General features: G+C 72.0%; 21 protein-coding genes. 15 read left to right on the top strand and 6 right to left on the bottom strand.

Going from position 1 to position 23,336, the window contains the following annotated elements:
* The first annotated feature begins 2 nt into the window (after positions 1–2).
* The 4 genes from ACQXVK_RS10750 (at position 3) to ACQXVK_RS10735 (ending at position 5,552) form a co-directional block, all read left to right on the top strand.
* Positions 3–2,090, top strand: coding sequence for a bifunctional aldolase/short-chain dehydrogenase (locus ACQXVK_RS10750; RefSeq protein ID WP_430853568.1), 2,088 nt, complete (start codon positions 3–5; stop codon positions 2,088–2,090).
* 4 nt (positions 2,091–2,094) lie between these two features.
* A complete protein-coding gene (locus ACQXVK_RS10745) occupies positions 2,095–3,570 on the top strand; it encodes a rhamnulokinase (protein ID WP_430853567.1) in 1,476 nt (491 codons plus the stop codon).
* A gap of 128 nt (positions 3,571–3,698) precedes the next feature.
* Positions 3,699–4,892, top strand: a complete 1,194-nt coding sequence (locus ACQXVK_RS10740; RefSeq protein ID WP_430853772.1) for an alpha-hydroxy acid oxidase — start codon at positions 3,699–3,701, stop codon at positions 4,890–4,892.
* A gap of 168 nt (positions 4,893–5,060) precedes the next feature.
* Complete coding sequence (locus ACQXVK_RS10735) at positions 5,061–5,552, top strand: hypothetical protein (protein WP_430853566.1); 492 nt, start codon at positions 5,061–5,063, stop codon at positions 5,550–5,552.
* A gap of 66 nt (positions 5,553–5,618) precedes the next feature.
* Here ACQXVK_RS10735 and ACQXVK_RS10730 read toward each other — a convergent pair whose 3' ends face one another.
* Together ACQXVK_RS10730 and ACQXVK_RS10725 are read right to left on the bottom strand one after the other, a co-directional pair.
* Positions 5,619–6,257 carry an RNA polymerase sigma factor gene (locus ACQXVK_RS10730; protein ID WP_430853565.1) on the bottom strand — a complete coding sequence of 213 codons (639 nt, stop codon included), beginning with the start codon at positions 6,255–6,257 and terminating at the stop codon, positions 5,619–5,621.
* Positions 6,258–6,300: 43 nt separating this feature from the next.
* The gene (locus tag ACQXVK_RS10725) at positions 6,301–7,476 is read right to left on the bottom strand and encodes an ROK family protein (protein WP_430853564.1); all 1,176 of its coding nucleotides are present in this window, start codon (positions 7,474–7,476) and stop codon (positions 6,301–6,303) included.
* 133 nt (positions 7,477–7,609) lie between these two features.
* Here ACQXVK_RS10725 and ACQXVK_RS10720 point away from each other — a divergent pair, with 133 nt between their 5' ends.
* The 6 genes from ACQXVK_RS10720 (at position 7,610) to ACQXVK_RS10695 (ending at position 14,889) form a co-directional block, all read left to right on the top strand.
* On the top strand, positions 7,610–8,908 hold the full coding sequence (locus ACQXVK_RS10720; protein ID WP_430853563.1) for an ABC transporter substrate-binding protein: 1,299 nt from the start codon (positions 7,610–7,612) through the stop codon (positions 8,906–8,908).
* Between the two features lie 10 nt (positions 8,909–8,918).
* Positions 8,919–9,878 (top strand): carbohydrate ABC transporter permease, encoded by a 960-nt coding sequence (locus ACQXVK_RS10715; RefSeq protein ID WP_430853562.1) that lies wholly within the window; start codon positions 8,919–8,921, stop codon positions 9,876–9,878.
* Positions 9,878–10,783: a carbohydrate ABC transporter permease gene (locus ACQXVK_RS10710; protein ID WP_430853561.1), complete on the top strand. Its 906-nt coding sequence runs from the start codon at positions 9,878–9,880 to the stop codon at positions 10,781–10,783. Before ACQXVK_RS10715 ends, ACQXVK_RS10710 begins: the two co-directional genes overlap by 1 nt.
* 62 nt (positions 10,784–10,845) lie before the next feature.
* Entirely contained in the window at positions 10,846–12,516 is a 1,671-nt protein-coding gene (locus ACQXVK_RS10705; protein WP_430853560.1) for a glycoside hydrolase family 13 protein, read from the top strand.
* Between the two features lie 202 nt (positions 12,517–12,718).
* On the top strand, positions 12,719–13,666 hold the full coding sequence (locus ACQXVK_RS10700; RefSeq protein ID WP_430853559.1) for an ABC transporter ATP-binding protein: 948 nt from the start codon (positions 12,719–12,721) through the stop codon (positions 13,664–13,666).
* Positions 13,663–14,889 carry an ABC transporter permease gene (locus ACQXVK_RS10695; RefSeq protein ID WP_402269041.1) on the top strand — a complete coding sequence of 409 codons (1,227 nt, stop codon included), beginning with the start codon at positions 13,663–13,665 and terminating at the stop codon, positions 14,887–14,889. The genes ACQXVK_RS10700 and ACQXVK_RS10695 overlap by 4 nt, the downstream gene beginning before the upstream one ends.
* A gap of 72 nt (positions 14,890–14,961) precedes the next feature.
* Here the strand turns inward: ACQXVK_RS10695 and ACQXVK_RS10690 are convergent, their stop codons facing one another.
* A complete protein-coding gene (locus ACQXVK_RS10690) occupies positions 14,962–15,657 on the bottom strand; it encodes a TetR family transcriptional regulator C-terminal domain-containing protein (protein WP_148286804.1) in 696 nt (231 codons plus the stop codon).
* A gap of 94 nt (positions 15,658–15,751) precedes the next feature.
* The gene (gene pnuC / locus ACQXVK_RS10685; RefSeq protein ID WP_430853558.1) at positions 15,752–16,417 is read right to left on the bottom strand and encodes a nicotinamide riboside transporter PnuC; all 666 of its coding nucleotides are present in this window, start codon (positions 16,415–16,417) and stop codon (positions 15,752–15,754) included.
* A 109-nt stretch (positions 16,418–16,526) separates the two neighbouring features.
* On the opposite strand from pnuC, the gene ACQXVK_RS10680 reads away from it, so the two are divergent.
* Positions 16,527–17,054 (top strand): hypothetical protein, encoded by a 528-nt coding sequence (locus ACQXVK_RS10680; protein WP_416393819.1) that lies wholly within the window; start codon positions 16,527–16,529, stop codon positions 17,052–17,054.
* 94 nt (positions 17,055–17,148) lie between these two features.
* On the opposite strand, the gene ACQXVK_RS10675 is transcribed toward ACQXVK_RS10680, so the two are convergent.
* Entirely contained in the window at positions 17,149–18,015 is an 867-nt protein-coding gene (locus tag ACQXVK_RS10675; RefSeq protein ID WP_430853557.1) for an SDR family oxidoreductase, read from the bottom strand.
* 204 nt (positions 18,016–18,219) lie between these two features.
* Between ACQXVK_RS10675 and ACQXVK_RS10670 the strand changes: the two genes are divergently transcribed.
* Positions 18,220–19,731 (top strand): cryptochrome/photolyase family protein, encoded by a 1,512-nt coding sequence (locus ACQXVK_RS10670; protein ID WP_430853556.1) that lies wholly within the window; start codon positions 18,220–18,222, stop codon positions 19,729–19,731.
* 51 nt (positions 19,732–19,782) lie between these two features.
* Here the strand turns inward: ACQXVK_RS10670 and ACQXVK_RS10665 are convergent, their stop codons facing one another.
* A complete protein-coding gene (locus ACQXVK_RS10665; protein WP_430853555.1) occupies positions 19,783–20,712 on the bottom strand; it encodes an NADP-dependent oxidoreductase in 930 nt (309 codons plus the stop codon).
* A gap of 91 nt (positions 20,713–20,803) precedes the next feature.
* On the opposite strand from ACQXVK_RS10665, the gene ACQXVK_RS10660 reads away from it, so the two are divergent.
* The 3 genes from ACQXVK_RS10660 to ACQXVK_RS10650 all read left to right on the top strand — a co-directional run bounded on the left by ACQXVK_RS10660 (position 20,804) and on the right by ACQXVK_RS10650 (position 23,191).
* Positions 20,804–21,298: a MarR family winged helix-turn-helix transcriptional regulator gene (locus tag ACQXVK_RS10660; RefSeq protein ID WP_430853554.1), complete on the top strand. Its 495-nt coding sequence runs from the start codon at positions 20,804–20,806 to the stop codon at positions 21,296–21,298.
* 118 nt (positions 21,299–21,416) lie between these two features.
* The gene (locus ACQXVK_RS10655; protein WP_430853553.1) at positions 21,417–22,736 is read left to right on the top strand and encodes a GNAT family N-acetyltransferase; all 1,320 of its coding nucleotides are present in this window, start codon (positions 21,417–21,419) and stop codon (positions 22,734–22,736) included.
* The gene (locus ACQXVK_RS10650) at positions 22,736–23,191 is read left to right on the top strand and encodes a DUF2087 domain-containing protein (RefSeq protein WP_430853552.1); all 456 of its coding nucleotides are present in this window, start codon (positions 22,736–22,738) and stop codon (positions 23,189–23,191) included. The genes ACQXVK_RS10655 and ACQXVK_RS10650 overlap by 1 nt, the downstream gene beginning before the upstream one ends.
* The last annotated feature ends 145 nt before the right edge of the window (positions 23,192–23,336 follow it).

The raw sequence follows: 23,336 nt of genomic DNA, 5'->3' as shown, positions 1-23,336 counted from the left end.
CCATGACAAGCACAGGACTGGAGGCACGGGTGGACCCCGCACCGCACGCCACGTCCGCAGACGAGACGGTCGCGGCGCTCATCGCGCGGTCGAACGCGCTCGGCTCGGATCCGCGGATCACGAACTACGCCGGCGGCAACACCTCGGCGAAGGGCACCGACACCGACCCGGTGACGGGCGAACCGGTGGAGCTGCTGTGGGTGAAGGGCTCCGGGGGCGACCTCGGCACCCTCACCCCGGCGGGCCTCGCGGTCCTCCGGGTCGACCGGGTCCGCGCGTTGCGGAACGTCTACCCCGGCGCCGACCGCGAGGACGAGATGGTCGCGGCGTTCGACCACACCCTGTTCGGCAAGGGCGGTGCCGCACCGTCGATCGACACCGCGATGCACGCACTCGTCGACGCCGCGCACGTGGACCACCTCCACCCCGACGCCGGCATCGCGATCGCGACCGCTGCGGACGGCCCGGCGCTGACCGAGCGGATCTTCGGCGACAGGGTCGTGTGGGTGCCGTGGCGCCGGCCGGGGTTCCAGCTCGGACTCGACATCGCGGCGATCCAGGAGCAGCACCCCGAGGCGATCGGCACGGTCCTCGGCGGCCACGGCATCACCGCCTGGGGTTCCTCGTCCGGAGAAGCCGAGGCGAACTCCCGCTGGATCATCGACACCGCGGAGGCGTTCATCCGCGAGCACGGCCGGGACCAGCCCTTCGGCCCCGTCCGTCCGGGCTTCGACGCGCTGCCCGAGTCCGACCGCCGCGTCCGCGCGGCCGCCCTCGCCCCGACGATCCGCGGCATCGCCGGGCACGACAAGCCCGTCGTCGGCACCTTCACCGACAGTGACGTCGTGCTCGACTTCCTCGCGTCGTCGCGGGCACCCGAGCTCGCAGCCCTCGGGACGAGCTGCCCGGACCACTTCCTCCGCACCAAGGTGAAGCCCCTCCTCCTCGACCTGCCCGCCACGGCCACGGTCGAGGAGCAGACCGCCCGCCTGCACGAACTCCACGAGCAGTACCGCGCGGACTACCAGGCGTACTACGACCGGCACGCCACCCCGGACAGCCCGGCGATCCGCGGTGCCGACCCGCTCATCGTGCTGGTCCCCGGCGTCGGCATGTTCTCGTACGGCAAGGACGCCCAGACCGCCCGGGTCGCCGGCGAGTTCTACGTCAACGCCATCAACGTCATGCGCGGCGCGGAGTCCCTCAGCTCCTACGCCCCGATCGACGAGGCCGAGAAGTTCCGCATCGAGTACTGGGCACTGGAGGAGGCCAAGCTGCAGCGCATGCCCGCCCCGGCGAAGCTGAGCACCCGGATCGCACTCGTGACCGGTGCCGCGAGCGGCATCGGCAAGGCCATCGCGAAGCGCCTGGCGGCCGAGGGCGCGGCGGTCGTGATCGCGGACCTCGACCTGACGAAGGCCCAGGAAGCGGCCGCCGAGATCGGTGGCCCGGACCAGGCCATCGGCGTCGCCGCGAACGTGACGAGCTCGGCGGACATCGAGCGGGCGATCCAGCAGACCCTCCTGCACTTCGGCGGCCTCGACCTCGTCGTCAACAACGCCGGACTCTCGCTGAGCAAGAGCCTGCTCGAGACCACCGAGCAGGACTGGGACCTGCAGCACGACGTCATGGCGAAGGGATCGTTCCTGGTGTCCAAGGCCGCCGCGAAGGTCCTCATCGAGCAGGGCCTCGGCGGCGACATCGTGTACATCTCGTCGAAGAACTCGGTGTTCGCCGGCCCGAACAACATCGCCTACTCCGCCACCAAGGCCGACCAGGCGCACCAGGTCCGGCTGCTCGCGGCCGAGCTCGGCGAGCACGGCATCCGCGTCAACGGCATCAACCCCGACGGCGTCGTCCGCGGCTCGGGCATCTTCGCGTCGGGCTGGGGTGCGAACCGCGCGAAGACGTACGGCATCGACGAGCAGGACCTCGGGAAGTTCTACGCGCAGCGCACGATCCTGAAGCGCGAGGTCGTGCCCGAGAACGTCGCGAACGCCGTCTACGCCATCTGCACCGACGACTTCTCGCACACGACCGGACTGCACGTGCCCGTCGACGCCGGCGTCGCCGCGGCGTTCCTGAGGTAGTCACATGACGAACAGCGGCACCGTCGCCGCGGTCGACCTCGGCGCGACGAGCGGCCGGGTGATCCTCGGGCACGTCGACACCACCGGCGTCCGGATGGAGCACGTCACCCGGTTCCCGAACGGCCCGGTCACCCTGCACGAGCACGACCGCGAGGCCCTGCACTGGGACGTCGTCGAGCTGTACCGGCAGGTGACCGAGGGACTCCGGCGGGCGTTCACCGCGCACCCGGCGATCGCGAGCATCGGCATCGATTCGTGGGCGGTGGACTACGGCCTCCTGCGCGGCGGTCGGCTGCTCGGGCTGCCGTCCCACTACCGCGACGCACGGCACGAGCAGGGCGTCGCACCGGTGCACGAGCGGCTGGACGCCACCGCGCTGTACGCCCGGAACGGCCTGCAGCACCTGCCGTTCAACACCCTCTTCCAGTTCGCCGCCGACCCGTCCCTGCGCCTCGCGCAGCGCGCGCTGCTCGTGCCGGACCTCCTCGGGTACTGGCTGACCGGCATCGAGGCGGCCGAGCGGACGAACGCCTCGACGACCGGTGTCCTGAACGCGACCACCCGTGGGTGGGATCCGGCGTTGCGGGCAGCAGCGGGCCTCCCGAGCGGACTCCTGCCCACGCTGCGCGACCCGGGCGACCGACTCGGTCCGCTGCTGCCCGCCGTCGCCGACGCTGTCGGCGGCACCGCGCCGGTCACGCTCGTCGGGTCACACGACACGGCCTCGGCCGTCGTGGCCGTACCCGCCACGGATCCGGACTTCGCGTACATCTCGTCCGGCACCTGGTCGCTCGTCGGCGTCGAGCTCGACGCGCCCGTCCTGTCGGACGCGGCGCGCGAGGCCAACTGCACCAACGAGGGCGGCGTCGACGGCCGCGTCCGGTTCCTGAAGAACGTGTCCGGACTGTGGTTGCTCTCCGAGAGCGTGCGCACCTGGGAGCGAGGTGGCGACGCCGTCGACCTGGAGGCGCTCCTCGCCGCCGCCGCGGCCGTCACCGCCCCGGTCCCCGTCTTCGACGTCGCGGACGACGTGTTCACCGCGCCGGGCGACATGCCGGCCCGGATCGCCGCCTGGTGCGGCGACCACGGGCTCGCCGCGCCCGCGTCGCGGGCCGAGACAGTGCGGTCGATCCTCGAGTCCCTGGCCACCGCGTACGCGGACACGCTCGACACGATCCGCAGCATCACCGGAAAAGACATCCGACAGGTGCACATCGTCGGCGGTGGATCGCAGAACCGGTTGCTCTGCCAGCTGACGGCCGACCGCACCGGGCTCCCGGTCCTGGCGGGCCCCGTCGAGGCCACCGCCCTCGGCAACGTCCTCGTCCAGGCGCGGGCGGTCGGGCTCGGCGGTCTCGGTGGGGCGTCGCTCGAGGCCCTGCGCGCGATGGCCGCCCGATCCGTCGACCCGGTGCGGTACTCCCCGCGGTCCGCGCACACCACCCCACAATCCCCTCCGAGACGTAGGATGTCTGTATGACCTCGATCGACGACCAGCACCGAGTCGACCCCGCGACGGGCGCCCCCGCGGCGACCCCGGGGACGCCGTCGAACCGGCGGACACCGATCAAGCGCCAGCTGCCGACGGTGCGCGACCTCGCGCCGCTCATGCAGTTCAAGAAGCCCTCGCTGCCGGGGCGGCGGCAGCGCCTCGAGTCGGCGTTGACGATCTGGGACCTGCGCGACATCGCCGCCCGGCGCACGCCGAAGGCCGCGTTCGACTACACCGAGGGCGCCGCCGAGGCCGAGATCTCCCTCGCCCGCGCCCGCCAGGCGTTCGAGGACATCGAGTTCACCCCGGCGATCCTCCGCGACGTGTCACGGGTCTTCACGACGCGGGACGTGCTCGGCGCGCCCACCGCGTACCCGTTCGGCATCGCCCCGACCGGCTTCACCCGGATGATGCAGACCGAGGGCGAGCGCGCCGGGGCCCGGGCCGCGGGACGCGCGGGCATCCCGTTCTCGCTCTCGACGATGGGCACCACCGCGATCGAGGACGTCCGCGACGCGAACCCGCACGGGCGGAACTGGTTCCAGCTCTACATGTGGAAGGACCGCGAGAAGTCCATGGCGCTGGTCTCCCGCGCCGAGAAGGCCGGGTTCGACACGCTGCTCGTCACGGTCGACGTCCCGGTCGCCGGGGCCCGCCTGCGGGACAAGCGCAACGGGTTCTCCATCCCGCCGCAGCTGAGCGCCCGCACCGTGCTGAACGCGATCCCCCGGCCGTGGTGGTGGTTCGACTTCCTGACCACGGAGCCGCTCGCGTTCGCGTCCCTGGACCGCTGGTCGGGCACCGTCGGGGAGCTGCTCGACCACATGTTCGACCCGACCGTCACGTACGAGGACCTCGAGTGGATCCGGTCGCAGTGGAAGGGGAAGGTCGTCGTCAAGGGCGTGCAGTCCCTGGCGGACGCGAAGCGCCTGGCGTCGATGGGCGTCGACGGGATCACGCTGTCGAACCACGGCGGCCGGCAGCTCGACCGCGCGCCCGTCCCGTTCCACCTGCTCCCCTCCGTGGTCAAGGAGGTCGGCATGGACACCGAGGTGCACCTCGACACGGGCATCATGTCCGGCGCGGACATCGTCGCCGCCGTGGCCCTCGGGGCGCGGTTCACGATGGTCGGTCGGGCGTACCTGTACGGCCTGATGGCCGGCGGCGAGGCCGGGGTCGACCGGATGATCCAGATCCTGTCCGAGCAGATCGAGCGCACGATGCGGCTGCTCGGGGTGGCGTCGCTCGACGAACTCGAACCGGGCCACGTGACGCAGTTGCAGCGGTTGATCCCGGTCCCGCGGGGCTGACCGGCGCGGCGGTCGGGCGGCGGCCCCGTCCGACGTGGCCGCGGACGGGGCCGACGTGGATGTCGAACCACGAATCCGACGTCGAACCGGGCACCGCCGCTGGTTCGACGTCGGATCCGTGGTTCGGCGCAGGTGTCGTTCCGGCGGGGTCAGCGAGGCTCGGAGCGGGTGCCCGGACGCAACGAGATCGTGACCTCGTCGGCCGGTCCGCCGTGGTGGGATGACCACATGCGGTGGGGTCGTGCGGTGACGGGGTCGGTCGTGGTGCTGCTGGCCGGCGGGGTGCTCTCGGGATGCGGCGCGCAGAACGGGGCCGCCGCGTCCTGCGCCGGGACCTCGATCGACCTCGGCGACTCGGACCTGCGCCCCGGCGGCACGGTCGACCTGCACGTCGACTGGCTCTACCGCGACTGCGAGGACACCGGTGGCACGTTCCGCGCGTCCGACGACGTCACGGTGACGATCACGCCCGCGTCGACCGGCGCCCCGGTGCTGCTCGGACGTCCGACCCCGACGGGCGAGCAGTTCACGGTCGCCGGGCGCTTCGACCTGCCCGACGACCTGCCGGTCGGCGACGCCGTCCTCGACGTGAGCAGCCACGACGGCGAGGGGTCCGGCGCGAGCCTGCCGGTGACGATCAGCGCGGACGACGCCGGCTGACCGGCCGGCGCCCGAGCGGATGCCGGCGGTCCTCGACGCCGTCAGCACCGCCCGGCCGTCCCGGTCTCACCGCCACGTCTGTCGGACCAGCACGTCGAGCAGCCCGTCCGTCGGCGTGTTGGTCTGCGTCACCGAGATCCACGTGTCCCCCCGGACGAAGAACGTGTGGGTGGTCTCCAACCGGTCGCCGTAGTGGTCCGACGACTCGCTGTGCTGACAGGCCCGCCCACCGAGCCGGTCGGTGCACGTCCAACCCGCCTGTTCGTCCGCACCGAGCCGTTCGTCGAGGGTCGCCTCGGAGGTCGAACCCATCGCGAGGAAGAGGTTGTCGACCTCCTCCGTGCTGACCCAGCGCAGCCGGTCACGGGCGTCGTCGTCCTCCACCGGAGCCGGCAGGTCGTCCGGCAGGTCGTCGCCCTGGTGCCTGCGGTGACTGCGGCGGAGGTTCGCCGCGTGGTTCCGGCTCACCACGAGCAACCACGGCAGGATCGACTCGTCGGGGAGCTCGACGGTGCCCGCCCGTCGCCAGAGCGTCACGAACGTGTCCTGGACGACCTCCTCGACGTCCTGGCGCGACGGGACGAGCGCCCAGGCGTACCGGGTCACCGTCGCCACGTAGCGGTCGAAGAGCGCGACGCCCGCTACCCGGTCGCCGTTCCCCGCTGCCCGGACCAGTTCGGCGTCCGGTTCTCGTGATCGGTCCATGACCACCCCCTTCACCCCAGCAGTGTCCGGACCGGTCCGATCGTCACAGCACGGCGGCCGCCGGGCGTGTCGTGAGCGCGAACGACAGCGGCGCCGCCCGGACCGCGTCGACTGCGTGCGCCACCGCACCGATCACCACGACGTCGGCGCCGAGCGTCGACGCGACGATCTCGGGGACGGGGTCGAACCCCGCGCCGTCGAGCCAGACGCGTGCCCGCTCGATGACGGCGGCGGCGGGTTCGGCGATGGCGCCGGCCACGACGACGCGGTCGATGTCGAGCAGGCTCACGAGCAGGACGCAGACCCGCGCCAGCCGGTCCCCCAGGCGGTCGACGATGTCGAGGGCGACGGGGTCGCCGGCCCGTGCCGCGCGGAAGAGGACAGCGGGATCGGCGTCCGCCGTGAGGGGGCTGTCCGCCGGGACCGCATCCGCGGCGAGCGCCTCGGCGACGAGTCGACGTGCGGTGGCGCCGATGCCGTCGGACGAGCCGACGCCGTCGACGAGGTCGAGCACGCGCATCTCCCCCGCGCCACCGTGGGCACCGCGGAGCAGGACGCCGTCGACGACGAGCCCGCTGCCGAACCGCTCGCCGGAGAGCAGCGCCGCGAACGAGGCGTCGCCCGAGGACGGCCGTTCGGCGAGCGCGGCGAGGTTCGCGTCGTTCTCGACCACGACCAGGTGCCCCGGGACGGCATCGACGAAGCCCGGGTTCATCCGGTCCCAGAACCCGCCGTCGCCGGGGGACGCACCGCCGGCGTCCACGGGCGCGGGGATGCCGACGACCGAGACGAGGACCCGGTCGTGGTCGACCCGGGCGTCGAGGAGTGCGGCCGCGACGGTCTCACCCACGACCCCGAGCCGGACCGGCACGTCGAGACCGGAGTCACCGAGGGACCCTTCGGCGCGACCGAGCACCGTGCCGCGCACGTCGGCCACGAGCACGGTGACGCGGTGCTGCCCGGCGTCGATCCCGAGCACGACGCCGGCGGTGGTGTCGAGCTCGTACCGACGGGCCGGCCGGCCGATGCGGTACTCCCCCGCGGCGCGGGCGTCGTCGAGCTCGCGGACCCAGCCGAGGCGGACGAGTTCCTCGCACGCGGCCAGGACGGTGGAGCGGGTCAGCCCGGTGGCGTCGATCGCCTCGGTCGCGGTGAACGCCCGCACCGAGAAGGCGTACGCGAGCAGCGTCTCTGCGCTCGTTCCACGGGGTGGCGGCATGTCCGCACACTACCGCGGAACCAGTTCCTTGCGGAATTAGATTTTCTCGCTAGATTAAGTCGTGCGGGCGGCACCGGAGCCGGACCGCGAACCGGAACGGCAGGGACGCCGGGTCCGGACGGACGGAGACGACGTGCAGACACACGCCACCACCAGGAACGCCGCCGCGCTCAGCCGCCGCGGGTTCCTGCTCGGGGCGGGCGGCATCGGTGCGGGCCTGGCCCTCGCCGGCTGTGCCCCGCTCGGTTCCTCGAGCAGCCGCCCCGAGACGATCACCTTCTACGTGTCGAAGCCCGAGGTCATCGGCTACTTCGACGAGGTCATCGCCAAGTTCCACGACAGCCAGTCGAAGATCCGCGTCATCCGCGACTCGACGTCCAACATGTCCGCCAACTTCGTCCGGAACCGACCGCCGGACCTCGGCTGCCTGAACTACAACTACGCGATGGTCTCGTTCGTCGAGCACGGCGCCCTCTCGGACCTGTCGGACCTGCCGGAGAAGGACACGATCAACCCCGACCTGTGGCCGCTCATGAAGCAGACCGCGGACTACCCGGGTCGGACGAGCGTGCTGCCGTACTCGGTGACCGCGGCGTCGGTGATCTACAACAAGCAGATCTTCGCCGACCAGGGCATCGACGTGCCGACCACGTGGAGCGAGTTCCGCGACGTCTGCGAACGGCTCACCAAGGCCGGCATCACGCCGATGTACGGCACGTACAAGGACAACTGGACGATCGCCCAGGGCATGTTCGACTACTCGGTGGGCGGGATGCTCGACCTGCAGCAGACCTTCGCGGCACTCGACCGCGAGGGCACGAAGGTCGGCTCGGGTTCGAGCGTCTCGTTCGAGAAGGACTTCGCCGGACCGGTCGACCGCATGGTGGATCTCCTGCAGTGGCACCAGAAGGGCGCGGCGAGCCGCGGGTACGGCGACGGCAACCTCGCGTTCGCGCAGGGGAAGGCCGCGATGTACCTGCAGGGGCCGTGGGCGCTCGGCGAGATCGCGAAGTCGAACAAGGACATCGAGCTCGGCACGTTCCCGTTCCCGGCGACCGACGACGCCGCCGACAACAAGGTGCGCGTGAACGTCGACCTGGGCCTCTGGATCCCGGAGGCGTCCCGCAAGAAGGAGGCGGCGCGCGAGTTCCTGTCGTTCCTGATGAGCCCCGCCGTGAGCGACGAGTACAACGCCGACAACAACGGTTTCGGCGTCCGGAAGGACTCGCCGCCGGCGTCGAACCCGGCGCTCCGCGGCATGCAGGACTCGTACGACCAGGCGAACTTCTACCTGGGTGCCTCGCAGCTGATCCCCGCAGAGATCCCGGTGGCGAACTACCTGCAGTCCATCGCCTTCGGCGGTGCCCCCGCTCCCCAACTCCGCACCCTCGACGGCGACTGGGCGCGTCTCGCGCTCCGCACGGCCGCGTAAGGAGACGACCTTGGCCACCACGACCACAGAATCCGTCACGACGGCGGGCAGCCGCCGACGGGGCGGCGCCGCACCGCGCCTCCAGGCCGGACGAGGCGCCGGGCGCACGAAGCGCAGCCGGACCGACCCGCTCTTCCTCGTCTTCCTGATCCCCACCCTCCTGCTCTTCACGCTGGCGATCACGCTCCCCGCCGTGATGGGCATCGTGCTGAGCTTCACCGACTCCGTCGGGTTCGGTGACTTCCGGTTCATCGGCCTGACGAACTACGTCGCCGTGTTCAGCGACCCGGCGATCCTGCAGGCGTACCTGTTCACGATCGGGTTCTCGCTCGTCACGGTCCTCGTCGTCAACGCGGTCGCGTTCCTGCTCGCGATCGCCCTGACCTCGAAGATCCGCGGCAAGATCGCGCTCCGCGCCGTGTTCGTCCTGCCCATGGTGATCTCGGGCATCGTCATCGCCTACGTGTTCTCGTTCCTGTTCGCGAACAGCCTGCCGGCGCTCGCGACCACGCTCGGCTTCGCCCCGCTCGAACAGAGCATCCTCGCGAACCCGGACCTGGCCTGGGTCGCGGTCGTCGTCGTGACCGCGTGGCAGGCGATCCCGTCGACGCTGCTCATCTACATCGCCGGCGTGCTCTCGATCCCGGCCGAGGTGTACGAGGCGTCGGCCCTCGACGGCGCGAGCGCCTGGCGGCAGCTCGTGTCGATCACGGCGCCGCTCACCGCGGGCTACATCCTCATCAACCTCATCATCGGGTTCAAGAACTTCCTGAACTCGTACGACATCATCGTCGGCCTCACCGACGGCGGCCCCGGCACCTCGACCACCAGCGTCGCGATGTCGATCTTCAAGGGCTTCAACGGCGGCGACTACGCCTACCAGATGGCGAACGCGACGATCTTCTTCGTCATCGCGGTGGTCATCGCCGTGATCCAGCTGCGGGCGACCCGCGGGAAGGCAGCGCTCTGATGACCATCCAGGCACCCCTCCAGCCGGGGACCACCGCGACCGGCACGATCCGATCCGTCGACGCCGACCGGAACGCCGGCCGCCGCGGCGAGCGCTTCAACTGGCCGGTCACGGTCGTCCTCGTCCTCTGTGCCCTGTCCGTGCTCGTGCCGCTCTACGTGACGATCACGATGGCCTTCAAGACGACGAGCCAGGCGGTCGACGGCAACGCGTTCTCGCTGCCGGCGCCGTTCAGCGTCGACGGCTTCGTGCAGGCCTGGCAGCTGACCGACTTCCCGCGCGCGTTCGGCGTCTCGGTGCTCGTCGCCGCGATCACCGTCGTCGGCACGATCCTGCTGGCGTCGTTCACGGCGTACGCGATCGCACGGAACTGGGAGCGCCGGCTGTTCCGCTGGTCGTTCTTCTACCTGCTCGCCGCGATGTTCCTGCCGTTCCCGGTGCTCGCGCTCTCGCAGGTGAAGCTCACCGGCCTGGCCCACCTGGACAACCCGATCGGCGTCGCGATCCTGCACGTCATGTTCCAGCTGTCGTTCAGCGTGCTGCTGTTCACCGCGTTCCTCCGCTCGATCCCCGCGGAGCTCGAGGAGAGCGCCAGGATCGACGGCGCGAGCACCGGCCAGGTGTTCTGGCGGCTCGTGTTCCCGCTGCTGGCACCGATGAGCGCCACGGTCGGCATCTTCGCGTTCCTCGCCTCGTGGAACGACTTCGTGATGCCCTCGCTCATCACCTCGAACCCGGCGCTGCAGACGCTCCCGGTGCTCCAGCAGATGTTCCAGACGCAGTTCAGCAACAACTACAACGTGTCGTTCGCCTCGTACCTCATGGCGATGGCCCCGGCGATCATCGTCTACCTGTTCACGCAGCGCTGGGTGATGGCCGGGGTCACGCAGGGAGCCATCAAGTGACGAGCCCCGCCACGCCCGCGCCCGCAGCCGCGCCCACACCGACCCGAGAGGACCCCCACCCCATGACCGACGTGCTCGACCCCGACGTCCAGCCCGCACCGACCGCCACCGACGAGACCTGGTGGCGCCAGGCGAGCGTCTACCAGATCTACCCGCGGTCGTTCGCGGACGCGAACGGCGACGGCATCGGCGACCTCCCCGGCATCACCGCGAAGGTGCCGTACCTGGCGTCGCTCGGCATCGAGGCCGTCTGGCTCAGCCCGTTCTACCCGTCCGCCCTCGCCGACGGCGGCTACGACGTCGACGACTACCGCGACGTCGACCCGCGCCTCGGCACGCTCGACGACTTCGACGCGATGGTCGCGGCGCTGCACGGCGCCGGCATCCGGGTCATCGTCGACGTGGTGCCGAACCACACGAGCGACCGGCACGCGTGGTTCCGTGAGGCGCTGGCGTCCCCGAAGGGCAGCCCGGCACGCGACCGCTACGTGTTCCGCGACGGCACCGGACCGTCCGGGGAACAGGCGCCCGCGGACTGGGTGTCGATCTTCGGCGGCCCGGCGTGGACCGCGGTCGGCGACGGCCAGTGGTACCTGCACAACTTCGCGAAGGAGCAGCCCGACCTGAACTGGGCGAACCGCGAGGTCCGCGACGACTTCCTGCACACCCTGCGCTTCTGGTCCGACCGTGGCGTGGACGGGTTCCGCATCGACGTGGCGCACGGGCTCGCGAAGGACCTGCCGGACGGGGAGCTCCCCAGCTGGGCCGAGGTCCTCGCGTCCCCGAAGGACGGCTCGCACATCCTGTGGGACCGCGACGACGTGCACGAGATCTACGCCGAGTGGCGGAAGGTCTTCGACGAGTACACGCCCGCCCGGACCGCGGTCGCCGAGGCGTGGGTCGCCGCCGATCGCCGCGCCCGGTACGCCAGCGCCGAGGGGCTCGGGCAGGCGTTCAACTTCGACCTGCTCGAGGCCGACTTCGACGCCGGCCAGTTCCGCAGCATCATCGAGTTCAACCTCGGTCTCGCCGAGCAGTCCGGCTCGTCGACCACGTGGGTCTTCTCGAACCACGACGTCGTCCGGCACGCCACCCGCTACGCGCTCCCCGCCCGCAACGGTGCGGAGGAGAAGCAGGGCTCGGCGTGGCTGCTCGCCGGCGGTTCGCAGGACGCGCTCGACCGCGCGCTCGGCCTGCGCCGTGCCACCGCGGCGACGCTCCTCGAGCTCGCGCTGCCCGGTTCGGCGTACCTGTACCAGGGCGAGGAGCTCGGGCTGCAGGAGGTCGGCGACATCCCGGACGCCGACCGCCAGGACCCCGCGTTCTTCCGGAACCCGGGCGTCGACGTGGGCCGCGACGGCTGCCGCGTGCCCCTGCCGTGGACGCGCTCGGGTGAGAGCTTCGGCTTCGGTGCCGGTGGGTCGCACCTGCCGCAGCCGGCCTGGTTCGGCGAGGTGTCGGTCGAGGCGGAGGACGCCGACCCGGACTCGACGCTGCACCTCTACCGGACGGCGCTCGGCCTGCGTGGGCAGCTGCAGTCCGAGGAGCACCTCGAGTGGCTCGAGACCGGCCGCGACGACGTCCTCGCGTTCCGTCGCCCGAACGGGTGGACGAGCGTGACGGTGTTCGGCGACGAGCCCTACGACCTCCCTGCCGGCGAGCTGCTGCTCGCCTCCGCGCCGGTGGCAGACGGCGCACTGTCGGGTGTGGGGACGGCCTGGTTGCGTTCCTGACGGAACCAGGTGACGGACGGGAGGCGCGGTGCGGTCAGGCACCGCGCCTCCAGTCCGTCGGCCGGTCGCGTCGACCCCGCCGGGCGGTCTCAGGCGTACCTGGCGGAATCGGGCGTACCTGGTCGTCTTGTTCGACCAGGTACGCCCGTTTCCGCATCCCATCGCGACTGTTCTGGGAAGGAACGACCGGTAGGGTCGCCGCATGAGCGGGGCGACCATCAGCGTGCGGGACTTCGTGATGCGGTTCGGGGACCGGAACGTGGTCGACGGCCTGTCGTTCGACATCGCCCCCGGTGAGACCTTCGGCCTGCTCGGCAGCAACGGCTCCGGCAAGACCACCACCATCCGCGCCCTGCTCGGCATCACCACGCCGACCGCCGGCACGCTGACGATCGACGGCGAGCCCTACCGGCCCGCGACCGGCGGGATCGGCTACCTGCCCGAGGAACGCGGGCTCTACCGCAAGGAGTCCGTCATCGACGTGATGACGTACTTCGGGCGGCTCCGCGGCCTGCGCGGCCCGGAGGCGACCGCGTGGAGCATGGACTACCTCGCCCGCGTCGGGCTGGCCGACCGCGCGAAGCTCCGCGTGGACAAGCTCTCCGGCGGGCAGCAGCAGAAGGTGCAGCTCGGCATCACGATCATGGACCGGCCACGGCTGCTCATCCTCGACGAGCCGACCAAGGGCCTCGACCCGGTGAACCGCCGGCTGCTCCTCGACCTCGTCGACGAGCGGAAGGCCGACGGCGCGACGGTCGTCCTCGTGACCCACCACATGGACGAGGTCGAACGGCTCTGCGATCGCATCCTCCTCCTGAAGGACGGCACCGCGGCGGCCTACGGCACCATCCCGGACGTGCAGGACGCCTTCGGCGGCGCGGTCGCCCGGGTGGGACTCGACGGCCCCGTCCCGCCGTCGCCGCTCTACCGGCTCGCCCGGCGCGAGGGGCACATCGCCTACCTCGTGCCCACGCCCGCTGCGGCGGCGGACGGCTCGGACGTGCTCGCGGCGCTCGTCTCGGCCGGCGTGCACGTCACCGGGTTCGAGATGCGCCGCATCCCGCTCGACGAGATCTTCGTCCAGGTGTACGGCCACGACGCGGGCTCCGACGCCGCTGCCGAGGCCGCGCGGGCCGGAGCGGCCGCGTGAGCCGCCTGGGGACCGTGATCCGGTTCGAGTTCGTCCGTGCGGTGAAGAAGCCCGCATTCTGGATCGGCACGCTCGCGCTGCCGGTGGTCATCGTCGTCGTCTCCCTGCTCGTCGGGGTCGGGCAGAGCGCCGGCACCGACTCGGTCGTGTCGAGTTCGTCCGCCACGAAGACGCCGTTCCGGTACGTCGACGAGTCGGGGCTGGTGTCCGAACGTGTGGCGGCGCGGTGGGGCGGATCGCCCTCGACCGACCCCGCTGCTGACCGGGCCGCGGTGCGCGCGGGCTCCCTCGACGCGTTCATCACCTTCCCGGCATCCCCGTCGACCTCGCCGATCCGTGTGGAGGGCGCCGACCGCGGGCTCTTCGGCAACGGCGGGTACTCGTCGCTGGCCGAGCGGGTGCTCGAGCAGAGCGTCGCCCAGGCCGTCGACGACCCGGAGTCCGTCGAGCTCCTGCGCAACCCACCGGCCACCGACCTGACGACCTACGCCGACGGTGCGGTCGCCCCCGGGTGGTTGTCGATCGTGCCGCCGTTCCTCTACGTCGCGGCGTTCTTCGGACTCGTCATCCTGCTCGCGACCCGCATGGTGACGGTGGTGGTCGAGGAGAAGGAGAACCGCATCTCCGAGATGATCCTGACCACCGTGACCGCCGGGGACCTCATCCGCGGCAAGGTCATCGCGATGCTGCTCGTCGGGTTCGTCCAGGTGGGGGTCTTCGTGGTCCCGGGGTTGATCGGGCTGCTCGTCGCGCTCCCCCTCGTGGCGTCACGGCTCGGCGGACTGGCGATCGACCCCTGGCGGATGGCGGTCGGTGCGCTGCTCCTGGTCGGCGGGGTCCTGCTCGCCTCGGCCCTCTTCGTCGTCGTCGGCGCTGCGGTGCCGTCGATCAAGGACGCCTCGGCGCTGCAGTCGGTGGCGATCTTCTCGCTGATCATCCCGCTCTACGCGGCGTTCTTCGTGATGACGACGCCGACGTCGCCGGTCGCGTCGTTCTTCACGTACTTCCCGACGTTCACGCCGATCACCGCGATGGTCCGGAACGCGGTCGGCTCGCTCACCGTCGCCGAGTCGGTGGTCTGCATCGTCGAGGTGTTCGTGGTCGCGGCGGTGCTGCTGTGGTTCGCCGAGTACCTGTTCCGGCACTCGGTCGCCCAGTACGGGTCGAAGGTGACGCTCCGGCAGATCGCATCGTGGCGGCGACGGGGCCGACCGGCACGCTGAGCACCGGCGGCGGAAGGCCCCCGGAGCTGCTCAGGCGGACGACGGGACGGCTCAGGCCGACGACGGGACGGCTCAGGCCGACGTCTGGGCGACTCGGGCCGACGACGAGAGCACGGTCACGGCCGGCCGCATGGGTACGACCGTCGCCTGCGAGTCCTCGAGGTCCCACGCGGGGACCTCACGCTCCTGCCATCCGCGGCGCAGCGTCCGGACCGCTCGGTCGTACTCGACGAGGACGTCGATGTACGGGCGGACCAGCATCTGGATCTGCAGCCCCTGGTAGAGCGCCACAAGCTGGGTGGCCGCCTGGTCCGCCGGGATCGCCGACTGCTCGACGTCGGCGTCGAAGTCGCGCTGGAGTCCGGCCGCGAGCTGGGCGACGTAGTCGTCGTAGCGCTTGCGGAAGAGTTCGGCGAAGCCCGTCTCGGCCCCGGCGATGTTGACGACACCGGCGAGGACGCGGACGAGCCCCGGATCCGCGACGTCCTCGGCCAGGGTCATGCGGACGTACTCGATGGTGCACCGGGGCGCGCAGCTGCGTCGGGTGCCACGGAGCTGGACCCAGCGGTCGTACGTCACGAGGAGCAGGGCGTCCCACGTCGGGAACACGCGCTCGACGGCGTCGAGCGGGAGCCGGGCGGTCTCGGCGACGACCGCGGCGTCGACCTGGTCGAACGGGTGGAGCCGGTAGGCGCGGATGGCGCCACGGACGATCCGCTCGGCGAGCGACTGTTCGTCCTCGAGAGCCGCCACGTGAAGTTCTGTCATTCACCCATCCCAGCGGAATCCCGTACAGGTGTCTGCAACCCGTGCGGGGGGCGTCACGCAATCCGGACACGGCCGGACTCGGCCGGACCCGAGGTCAGCCGACCGTGACGGCCGCCGCCGGGGGCCGCGTCCGCTGTCGCATCCAGACGAAGAACCCGGCCAGCGTGAAGACCCCGTAGAACACGTACATGAGCCCGGAGGCGTAGTACCCGGCCGAGAAGAGCAGCGGCACGCCGACCAGGTCGACCGCGACCCAGATGAGCCAGAACTCCACCCAGCCCTTCGCCATGCCGTAGGTCGCGAGCAGCGAGCCGACGAAGATCCAGGCGTCGCTCCACACCGGCTCGTACGAGCCGAGGGCTCGGAACACCGGGGTCAGCACGGCGGTGCCGCCCACCAGCGCGAGGACGAGCAGTGCGCGGGCACGCCAGGAGGCCCAGCGCGGCTCGATCACGGTCGTCACGTCCTCGGGGCGGTGCGTCCAGCGGTACCAGCCGTAGACGCTGACGATGATGAACATCACCTGGCGACCGGCCTGACCGAGCAGGTTGACGGGGTTGGGGGTGTCGAAGAGCGCCCCCATGAAGACGGTGAAGAGCAGGGCGTTGCCGACGATGCCGACCGGCCAGGCCCAGACCCTGCGGCGCATCCCACCGAGGGCGCTGAGCAAGCCGAACACGTTGCCGATCACCTCGCGCCAGAGCACGGTCTGGTCGCCGATGACGAGCTGCGCGTCGAACAGCCACCGCACGATGCCCATGGGGCCCTCCTCGTTTCCGGACGGTGCAACGGCCGCACGGCACCCGGCATTCCGGGCGGCCGGTCGACGGGGTGTGGCGGGGGCGACCACCCGACTACGCTCGGGTGCCGTGACGGACGGCGTGGAACGGGCGAGGGCGCTGCTCGACGACGCCGCCCGACGACTCCGCGACGCCGACGTCCCCGACGAGGCCCTCGGCGAGTACGTCGAACCGAGGGCGTTGCTCGGCATCCGGCGTGACCCCACCATCCGCTCCCTCGGCCGGGTCTGGCGCGTCGGTGCCCTGCTGCTCGGGTCCTCGCCCGAGACCGACGGCCGGGTCTGGGCGACCGGTCGGATCACGCGCGTGACCGAGCCCGGTCGCTCGCAGTTCGTGTCGGTCTCCGCCGAGGTCCGCCGCGCGTACCGGGCGGCGGCGCAGAAGGGGCACTTCGAGCCGGGCGACACCGTGAACCACGGGGCGACGCCGATCCCCCTCGACGGCTCGCTCGTCGGCTCGGACGGGGTGCTCGTCATAGCGGACGGGGTCCCCGCCGTCCGCTGGTCCCCCACCGCGGGCACCACCGTCCCCCTCGAGGCCTACCTGGCCGACCGCGTCGGCCTGCTGCTCGACCCGCCGCCGGGCGCCACCGACTGACCGCGACCGGACGGCGGACACGAGGCGCGGTGCGGGCCCGCACCGCGCCTCCCGTCCGACCGTGGTCTGGCCGACGGCCGTGGCCGTGGCCGCGTCAGAGGCTGAAGCCGCCGTCCGAGGTGAGCACCTGGCCGACGACCCAGCTCCCCGCCGACGTCGCCAGCCACGCGATGAGCTCGGCGGGGTCCTCCGGCCTGCCGACGCGACCGAACGGCGTGGTCGCGATCCAGTCGTCGAGGTCGTCCAGCGACCGGTCGGTGGTCTCGGGGTCCAAGTACCCGGTGTTCACCGGCCCGGGGTTGATCGTGTTCAGGACGATGCCGAGCTCGAGGAGCTCCTGCGCCACCGTCGCCGTGACCCCCGCGAGTGCCGCCTTGCTCGCGGCGTAGGCCACCTCGCCGCGCATGGCGCCGTGGATCTGCCCCGAGGTCATCCAGAACACGTGGCCCTGCGGCCCCGGGTACGGGCCGTTCCCCTGGATCCGGTCGCCGGGTCGCCGCGGCTCGTCGGGCCGCGGTGCCCGCAATCGCGCGAACTCGGCGGTGAGGAGCACGGTCGCGCGGGTGTTGACCTCCCAGAAGGCGCTGAGCCGGTCGGGGGTCATGTCGAGGATGCTGCCGTCGTCGCCGCTCTTCGCATGGTTGCACACGAGGACGTCGAGCGTGCCGGTGAGCGCGGCGGCGGTCGCGATCAGCCCGGGGATCGTGGACGCGTCGGACAGGTCGGCGGGGAGGTCGGCGAACCGCGCTCCCTCGGTCAGGTGCGCGCGGACGCCGTCGCGGACCGCGTCGAGGTCGTCGCCGCCCCACGGCAGGTCGAGGTCGTGCGGACGGTGGTGGTGGATGACGACGCTGGCGCCGAGGGACGCGAGCTTCGAGGCGACGGCGAACCCGATGCCGCGGCGTCGGGACACGCCGGTGACGAGGGCGGTCTTGCCGTGCAGGGGCAGGAATGCGGACATGGTGAACCTTTCGACGGCGCCGACGTGGCGCACTGGTGGGTGTCGGAAGCGGTTCAGATGCACTGCATGCGTGTCACCCTACACAGCGGCCGCGCGTCGGGACAGGACACCTCGGGCGCGGTGTGCGTGCCCCAGCCCGGAACCCGCCGAGCAGTCGGGGGACGTCCCGCGCCCGGCCGTCGGCGCTCGCGTAGCGTCCGGCGCATGACGGACGAGCACTCCGGCGGCGCGGGTCCGCGACGCCGCCTGATCCTGCCGGGGCAGTACGGGCCGGACTTCGACGACGGCGGCCCGCTGCTGGTCGTCGAGGCCCGCGAGTTCTTCACCGCCAGGCCGATGCACCGCGCCAAGGCCCACCTGTGGCTGAGCGCGCTCCGGCACCGTGTCCAGGAGCTCCGGGACGCCGGCGAGGGCGACCGCGTCGAGCACGTCCGGGTCGACACGCTCAAGGACGCGCTGGTCGGGCGCGACGACCTCGAGGTGGTGGACCCGCCCTCCCGCACCCTCCGCGCGCAGGTCCGGCACTGGGGTCGGGGCACCGAGGTGCTGCCGAGCCGCGGCTTCGTCACCGACGAGGACGAGTTCGCCGAGTGGGCCGCGCAGGGAAGCGGCCGGTTCCGGATGGAGACGTTCTACGAGCGCGTCCGCAAGCGCGAGGGGTGGCTGATGCGCTCGGAGAAGCCGGTGGGCGGGAAGTTCAGCCTCGACGACCAGAACCGCGAGCCACCGCCCAAGGGCGCGACGACGCTCGGCCTGCCGGAGCCGTGGTGGCCGGAGGAGGACGCGATCGACGACGAGGTCCGCCGCGACCTCGACCGCTGGGAGCGGGACGGTGTCGCCCGGTTCGTCGGGGCGGACGACCGTCGACGCTTCGCCGTGACGCACGACGAGGCGCAGCGGGCACTGGCGGACTTCGTGTCGAGTCGGCTGAACGACTTCGGCCCGTTCGAGGACGCCACGCTGACGAACGACTGGACGATGGCGCACTCGCTGCTCAGCGTCCCGATGAACCTCGGCGTCCTCGACCCGCGCGACGCGATCGAGGCGGCGCTCGTGGCGCACCGGGACGACGACGCGCCGCTCGCGAGCGTCGAGGGCTTCGTCCGGCAGATCGCCGGCTGGCGGGACTACGTCTGGCACCTGTACTGGTGGTTCGGCGACGACTACGGCGCGACCGAGAACGCGCTCGACGCCCACGAGCGACTCCCCCGCTGGTGGCGGGAGCTCGACGCGTCCGACATCGACGCCGTGTGCCTCCGCACCGCCGTCGACGGTCTGCACGAGCACGGGTGGCTGCACCACATCCAGCGGCTGATGGTGCTCGGCAACTGGGCGTTGCAGCGCGGCTACGAGCCCGTCCAGCTGACCGAGTGGTTCACCGACGTGTTCGTCGACGGCACGGACTGGGTGATGCCGGCGAACATCATCGGGATGTCGCAGCACGCGGACGGCGGGATGGTCGCGACGAAGCCCTACGCCTCTGGCGGTCGGTACATCGACCGGATGTCCGACCACTGCGGTGGCTGCCGGTTCGACCCGACGAAGCGCACCGGCGAGGACGCCTGCCCGTTCACGGCGGGGTACTGGGCGTTCCTCGCACGGACGGAGCCGGCGCTGCGGCACAACAACCGGATGGCCCGGCCGCTGCAGCAGATGCGGAAGCTGTCGGACCTCGACGAGGTCGTCGCCCAGGAGGCGCGGCGCGGCACCCCCTGACCGGCCCGGCCCGGTGGTGGGTCACCACCCACCCACCGGGTCGCTGGTCACTCAGACGAGGACGACGACCTTGCCGGCGATCCGTCCGGCCGCACCCTCGGTGTGCAGCGACTGCAGTTCGGTCAGCGGGATGCGCCGCGTCACCTCGACCGTGAGCTCGCCGGCGTCGACGAGCCGCACGAGCTCGGCCAGCCGCTCGCGGTTCCGGAGCACGAACACCGTCGCCGCACGGACTCCGCGGGAGTCGTCCCCCGGGGTCGCCATGAACGCCGTCGTGCTCACGACCGCGCCGCCGTCGCGGACCGCGGCCACGAACGCGGCGAACTGCTCGGGTTCGATCGGCGCGAGGTTGAGCAGGACGTCGACCTGGCCGTCGACCGCCCGCAGGACGTCGGTCGTGGTGTGGTCGACGACCTGGTCGGCACCGGCGGCACGGACGGCGTCGACGCTCCGCGGGCTGGCGGTGGCGATCACCTCGACGCCGGCCCGCTTCGCGAGCTGGATCGCGTACTTCCCGACCACGCCGCCGGCACCGACGATCAGCACCCGCTGCCCGGCCTCGAGCCGCCCCTCGTCGAAGAGCGCCTGCCACGCCGTGAGCGCCACCGACGGCAGGGCCGCGGCGTCCGCCAGGGGGATGCTGGTCGGCGCGGGGACGAGGGCGTCGGCCGGGGCGACGACGTACTCGGCCGCTCCGCCGTCCCGCTCCATCGGCAGGAACCCGATCACCGCGTCGCCGACCGCGAGGTCCGTGACACCGTCCCCGAGCGAGTCGACCGTGCCCGAGACGTCGTACCCGGGGACGTGCGGGAGCACGACGGGGATCGGCAGGAACCCGCCGCGCATGCCGTTGTCCGCCGCGTTGTACGCCGACGCGGTGACCCGGACGAGGACCTCGCCCGCGGCCGGCACCGGCTGGTCGACGTCGCCGTAGGTGAGGACCTCGGGACCGCCGACCTCGTGGAACTGCACTGCCTTCATGATGGACTCCTCTGCGTTGTGCTTCGAATTCGAAGCGATTGGTGTGACCGTACCACTGCTTCGAACTCGAAGCAACAGGTAGGATGGCGGCATGTCTGGAACCCCGTCGTCCCTCACCCCGACACAGCTGCGCGCCTACCTCGCCTTCACCGAGGTGAGCGCGCTCCTCCGTCCCTCGGTCGAGCAGCAGCTCAAGGACGCCGGCGGGTTGTCGTACGTGCAGTTCCAGCTGCTGGCCCGACTCGGGGACTCCCCCGACGGGCACCTGCGGATGACGGACCTCGCCGACGGCGTCGTCTACAGCAGGAGCGGCCTGACGTACCAGGCGCAGCTGCTCGAGCAGCGCGGCCTCGTCACGCGCCGCCCCTCGCCCGACGACGAGCGCAGCACCGTGGTCTCGCTGACCGACGCCGGGCGGGACGTCCTCGCCGCGGTGTTCCCCGGGCACATCGGCACCGTGCACGGGCTGTTGTTCGCACCGATCACGGACGACGACGCCGCCGAGCTCGACCGGGTCCTCGGGCGGATCCGCGAGCACCTGCGCCGGAACCCGCCGCGATCCGCGGCACGCCGCGCCGGGAAGTGAGCCGGCGCGGGCCAGCGTGATCCGCACCCGCGTGCGGCGGGTGGCGGGGCCGAGCCGCGCCTCCTGGCACGCCCGTCTGCCTGTCGTTCCGTCACTCGACCCCGATAGGGTCGAGAACGTGAGCAACGAGGCATTCGACGACCGCTACGAGCTGCGCGCCTTCGCGCCCGGGACGGACGAGCAGGGGGCACCGAACGCCGAGACCGAGGCCTGGATGCAGGCCGTCGGGCTCGGGTTCCACGAGCCCCACCCCGGGGGCGAGGTGGCCGCGCAGATGGTCGCGGACTTCGTCGTCGACGACCAGACCTGGCTCGGCGCCCACGTGCGCCGTCCCGCGCCGGGCTCTGTCGACGAGACCTGGCCGACCGGCACCTTCGCCTGGTTCGGCAAGGCGCTGAGCTGGGGCGACGGCTCGTCGATCGACACCCAGGCGATCTCCGCCGTGACCGTACGACCGACCGAGCGCCGCCGCGGGATCCTCCGCGCGATGATGACGCACGCCCTCGAGCGCGGCGTCGCCGAGGGCTACGCGATCGCCTCGCTGACGGCGTCCGAGGGCACCATCTACCGCCGCTTCGGCTTCGGCAGCGCGATCCGTGAGCGGGCCGTCCGCGTCCGGCGAGCGCGTGCACTGCCGTTCCTCGTCCCGACCACCGGTGTCGTCAGCGTCGTCACGCCCGAGTGGCTCGCGGACGGCCCCGGCCGGGCCGTCTTCGACCGGTTCGACGCACGAACGCCGGGCTCCATGGTCCGGAACACCGGCACCTGGCCCATCGTGTTCGGCCTGCGCACCGGGGACGGCGAGAAGGCGAAGGACGTCCGGGCCGCCGTGCACCGCCCCGACGACTCGGACGAGGTCGACGGCTACGTGACGTGGCGCGTCAAGGAGAGCCGCGACGGCGACACGACGCTCGAGATCGTCGACCTGGTCTACGCGACCGACGAGGCCTACCTGTCGCTCTGGGAGTTCCTGCTCTCGATCGACCTGAACGACGTCGTCACGTACAGCCGCTCGCGGCTCGACGATCCGATCGTCGCGGCGCTCGGCGACAACCGCGCGTACGACGTCGACCACGAGGAGGACCACGTCTGGCTCCGTGTCCTCGACGTCGAGCGGGTCCTCGCCTCGCGGCCGTACGCCGTCGACGGTTCGCTGACGCTCGCCGTGACGGACGCGCTCGGCCACGCGGCCGGCACGTACCGGCTGGACGTCCACGACGGGCGCGGCACCGTCACACGGACCGCCGACGACGCCGACGCGGCCGCCTCCGACATCCAGCTCGACGTCGCGGACCTCGGCGCGGTGCTCATCGGGTCGGTCTCGCCGACGACGCTCGCCGCGGCCGGCCTGCTGCGCGCGACGGACCCCGCGGCGCCGGCACTGCTGCGGGCGATGCTGACCCCGCCGCGGGCGCCGCACGGGATCACCTACTTCTGATGTCCCTGCGCGACTCGGTCGCACGGGCTCGCCAGGCCGTCGCGGTGCTGGCGAGCCCGTCGCTCCGGGCAGCGATCGTCGGCGGCGCAGCCCTCGACGAGCGGACGAGCGCCGCCGTCCGGGCCTTCGACTGGGTCGGGGACGACGGCCCGGACACGCCGTTGCTCGGGCGGACGGCGCAGGACCTGCAGCGGTTGCAGGGGCCGGCGGCGCTGCTCGAGTTCGACCGGATCGCACGCATGCCAGCGCCGGACGACCAGCGCCACCCGCTGTCCGTCCGCATCGTCGGGCTCGTGTTCGACCGGCTCGGGACCGGCCGGGCGGTCCCCGAGCCGGTGCTCAACGCCGCGATCGCGATGTTCGCCGAGGACGTCGCCGTCGTGCGACGCGACGCGGTGGACCTCGGCGTGCTCGAGCGGACGGACGACGGCGGGTCGTACCGGTACGTCGGCTGAGGCGCGGGCGCCCGCGCGCCGTGGTCGGGCCCGGTTCGGCTCGGCGCTGCACAACCGAAGTGCGCCCGAACCACGGGCGCGCGCGGCTCGGACGGACTTCGGTTGTGCGCTGGTCGTGCGCGGGCGTCCGAGTGCCGTGGTCAGG

The organism is Curtobacterium sp. AB451 (assembly GCF_050585845.1).
Lineage (GTDB): Bacteria > Actinomycetota > Actinomycetes > Actinomycetales > Microbacteriaceae > Curtobacterium.
Note: the sequence above shows the minus strand (reverse complement) of the source record. Positions and strands in the feature narration are given on the sequence as shown.

Excerpts from the sequence above, each read along its gene's own strand:
- ACQXVK_RS10690 (WP_148286804.1), bottom strand. The coding sequence starts at position 15,657 with ATGACAGAACTTCACGTGGCGGCTCTCGAGGACGAACAGTCGCTCGCC.
- ACQXVK_RS10675 (WP_430853557.1), bottom strand. The coding sequence starts at position 18,015 with ATGTCCGCATTCCTGCCCCTGCACGGCAAGACCGCCCTCGTCACCGGC.
- ACQXVK_RS10750 (WP_430853568.1), top strand. The coding sequence starts at position 3 with ATGACAAGCACAGGACTGGAGGCACGGGTGGACCCCGCACCGCACGCC.
- ACQXVK_RS10705 (WP_430853560.1), top strand. The coding sequence starts at position 10,846 with ATGACCGACGTGCTCGACCCCGACGTCCAGCCCGCACCGACCGCCACC.
- ACQXVK_RS10670 (WP_430853556.1), top strand. The coding sequence starts at position 18,220 with ATGACGGACGAGCACTCCGGCGGCGCGGGTCCGCGACGCCGCCTGATC.
- ACQXVK_RS10745 (WP_430853567.1), top strand. The coding sequence starts at position 2,095 with ATGACGAACAGCGGCACCGTCGCCGCGGTCGACCTCGGCGCGACGAGC.
- ACQXVK_RS10665 (WP_430853555.1), bottom strand. The coding sequence starts at position 20,712 with ATGAAGGCAGTGCAGTTCCACGAGGTCGGCGGTCCCGAGGTCCTCACC.
- ACQXVK_RS10740 (WP_430853772.1), top strand. The coding sequence starts at position 3,699 with ATGCAGTTCAAGAAGCCCTCGCTGCCGGGGCGGCGGCAGCGCCTCGAG.
- ACQXVK_RS10730 (WP_430853565.1), bottom strand. The coding sequence starts at position 6,257 with ATGGACCGATCACGAGAACCGGACGCCGAACTGGTCCGGGCAGCGGGG.
- ACQXVK_RS10700 (WP_430853559.1), top strand. The coding sequence starts at position 12,719 with ATGAGCGGGGCGACCATCAGCGTGCGGGACTTCGTGATGCGGTTCGGG.
- ACQXVK_RS10725 (WP_430853564.1), bottom strand. The coding sequence starts at position 7,476 with ATGCCGCCACCCCGTGGAACGAGCGCAGAGACGCTGCTCGCGTACGCC.
- pnuC (WP_430853558.1), bottom strand. The coding sequence starts at position 16,417 with ATGGGCATCGTGCGGTGGCTGTTCGACGCGCAGCTCGTCATCGGCGAC.
- ACQXVK_RS10650 (WP_430853552.1), top strand. The coding sequence starts at position 22,736 with ATGTCCCTGCGCGACTCGGTCGCACGGGCTCGCCAGGCCGTCGCGGTG.
- ACQXVK_RS10710 (WP_430853561.1), top strand. The coding sequence starts at position 9,878 with ATGACCATCCAGGCACCCCTCCAGCCGGGGACCACCGCGACCGGCACG.
- ACQXVK_RS10660 (WP_430853554.1), top strand. The coding sequence starts at position 20,804 with ATGTCTGGAACCCCGTCGTCCCTCACCCCGACACAGCTGCGCGCCTAC.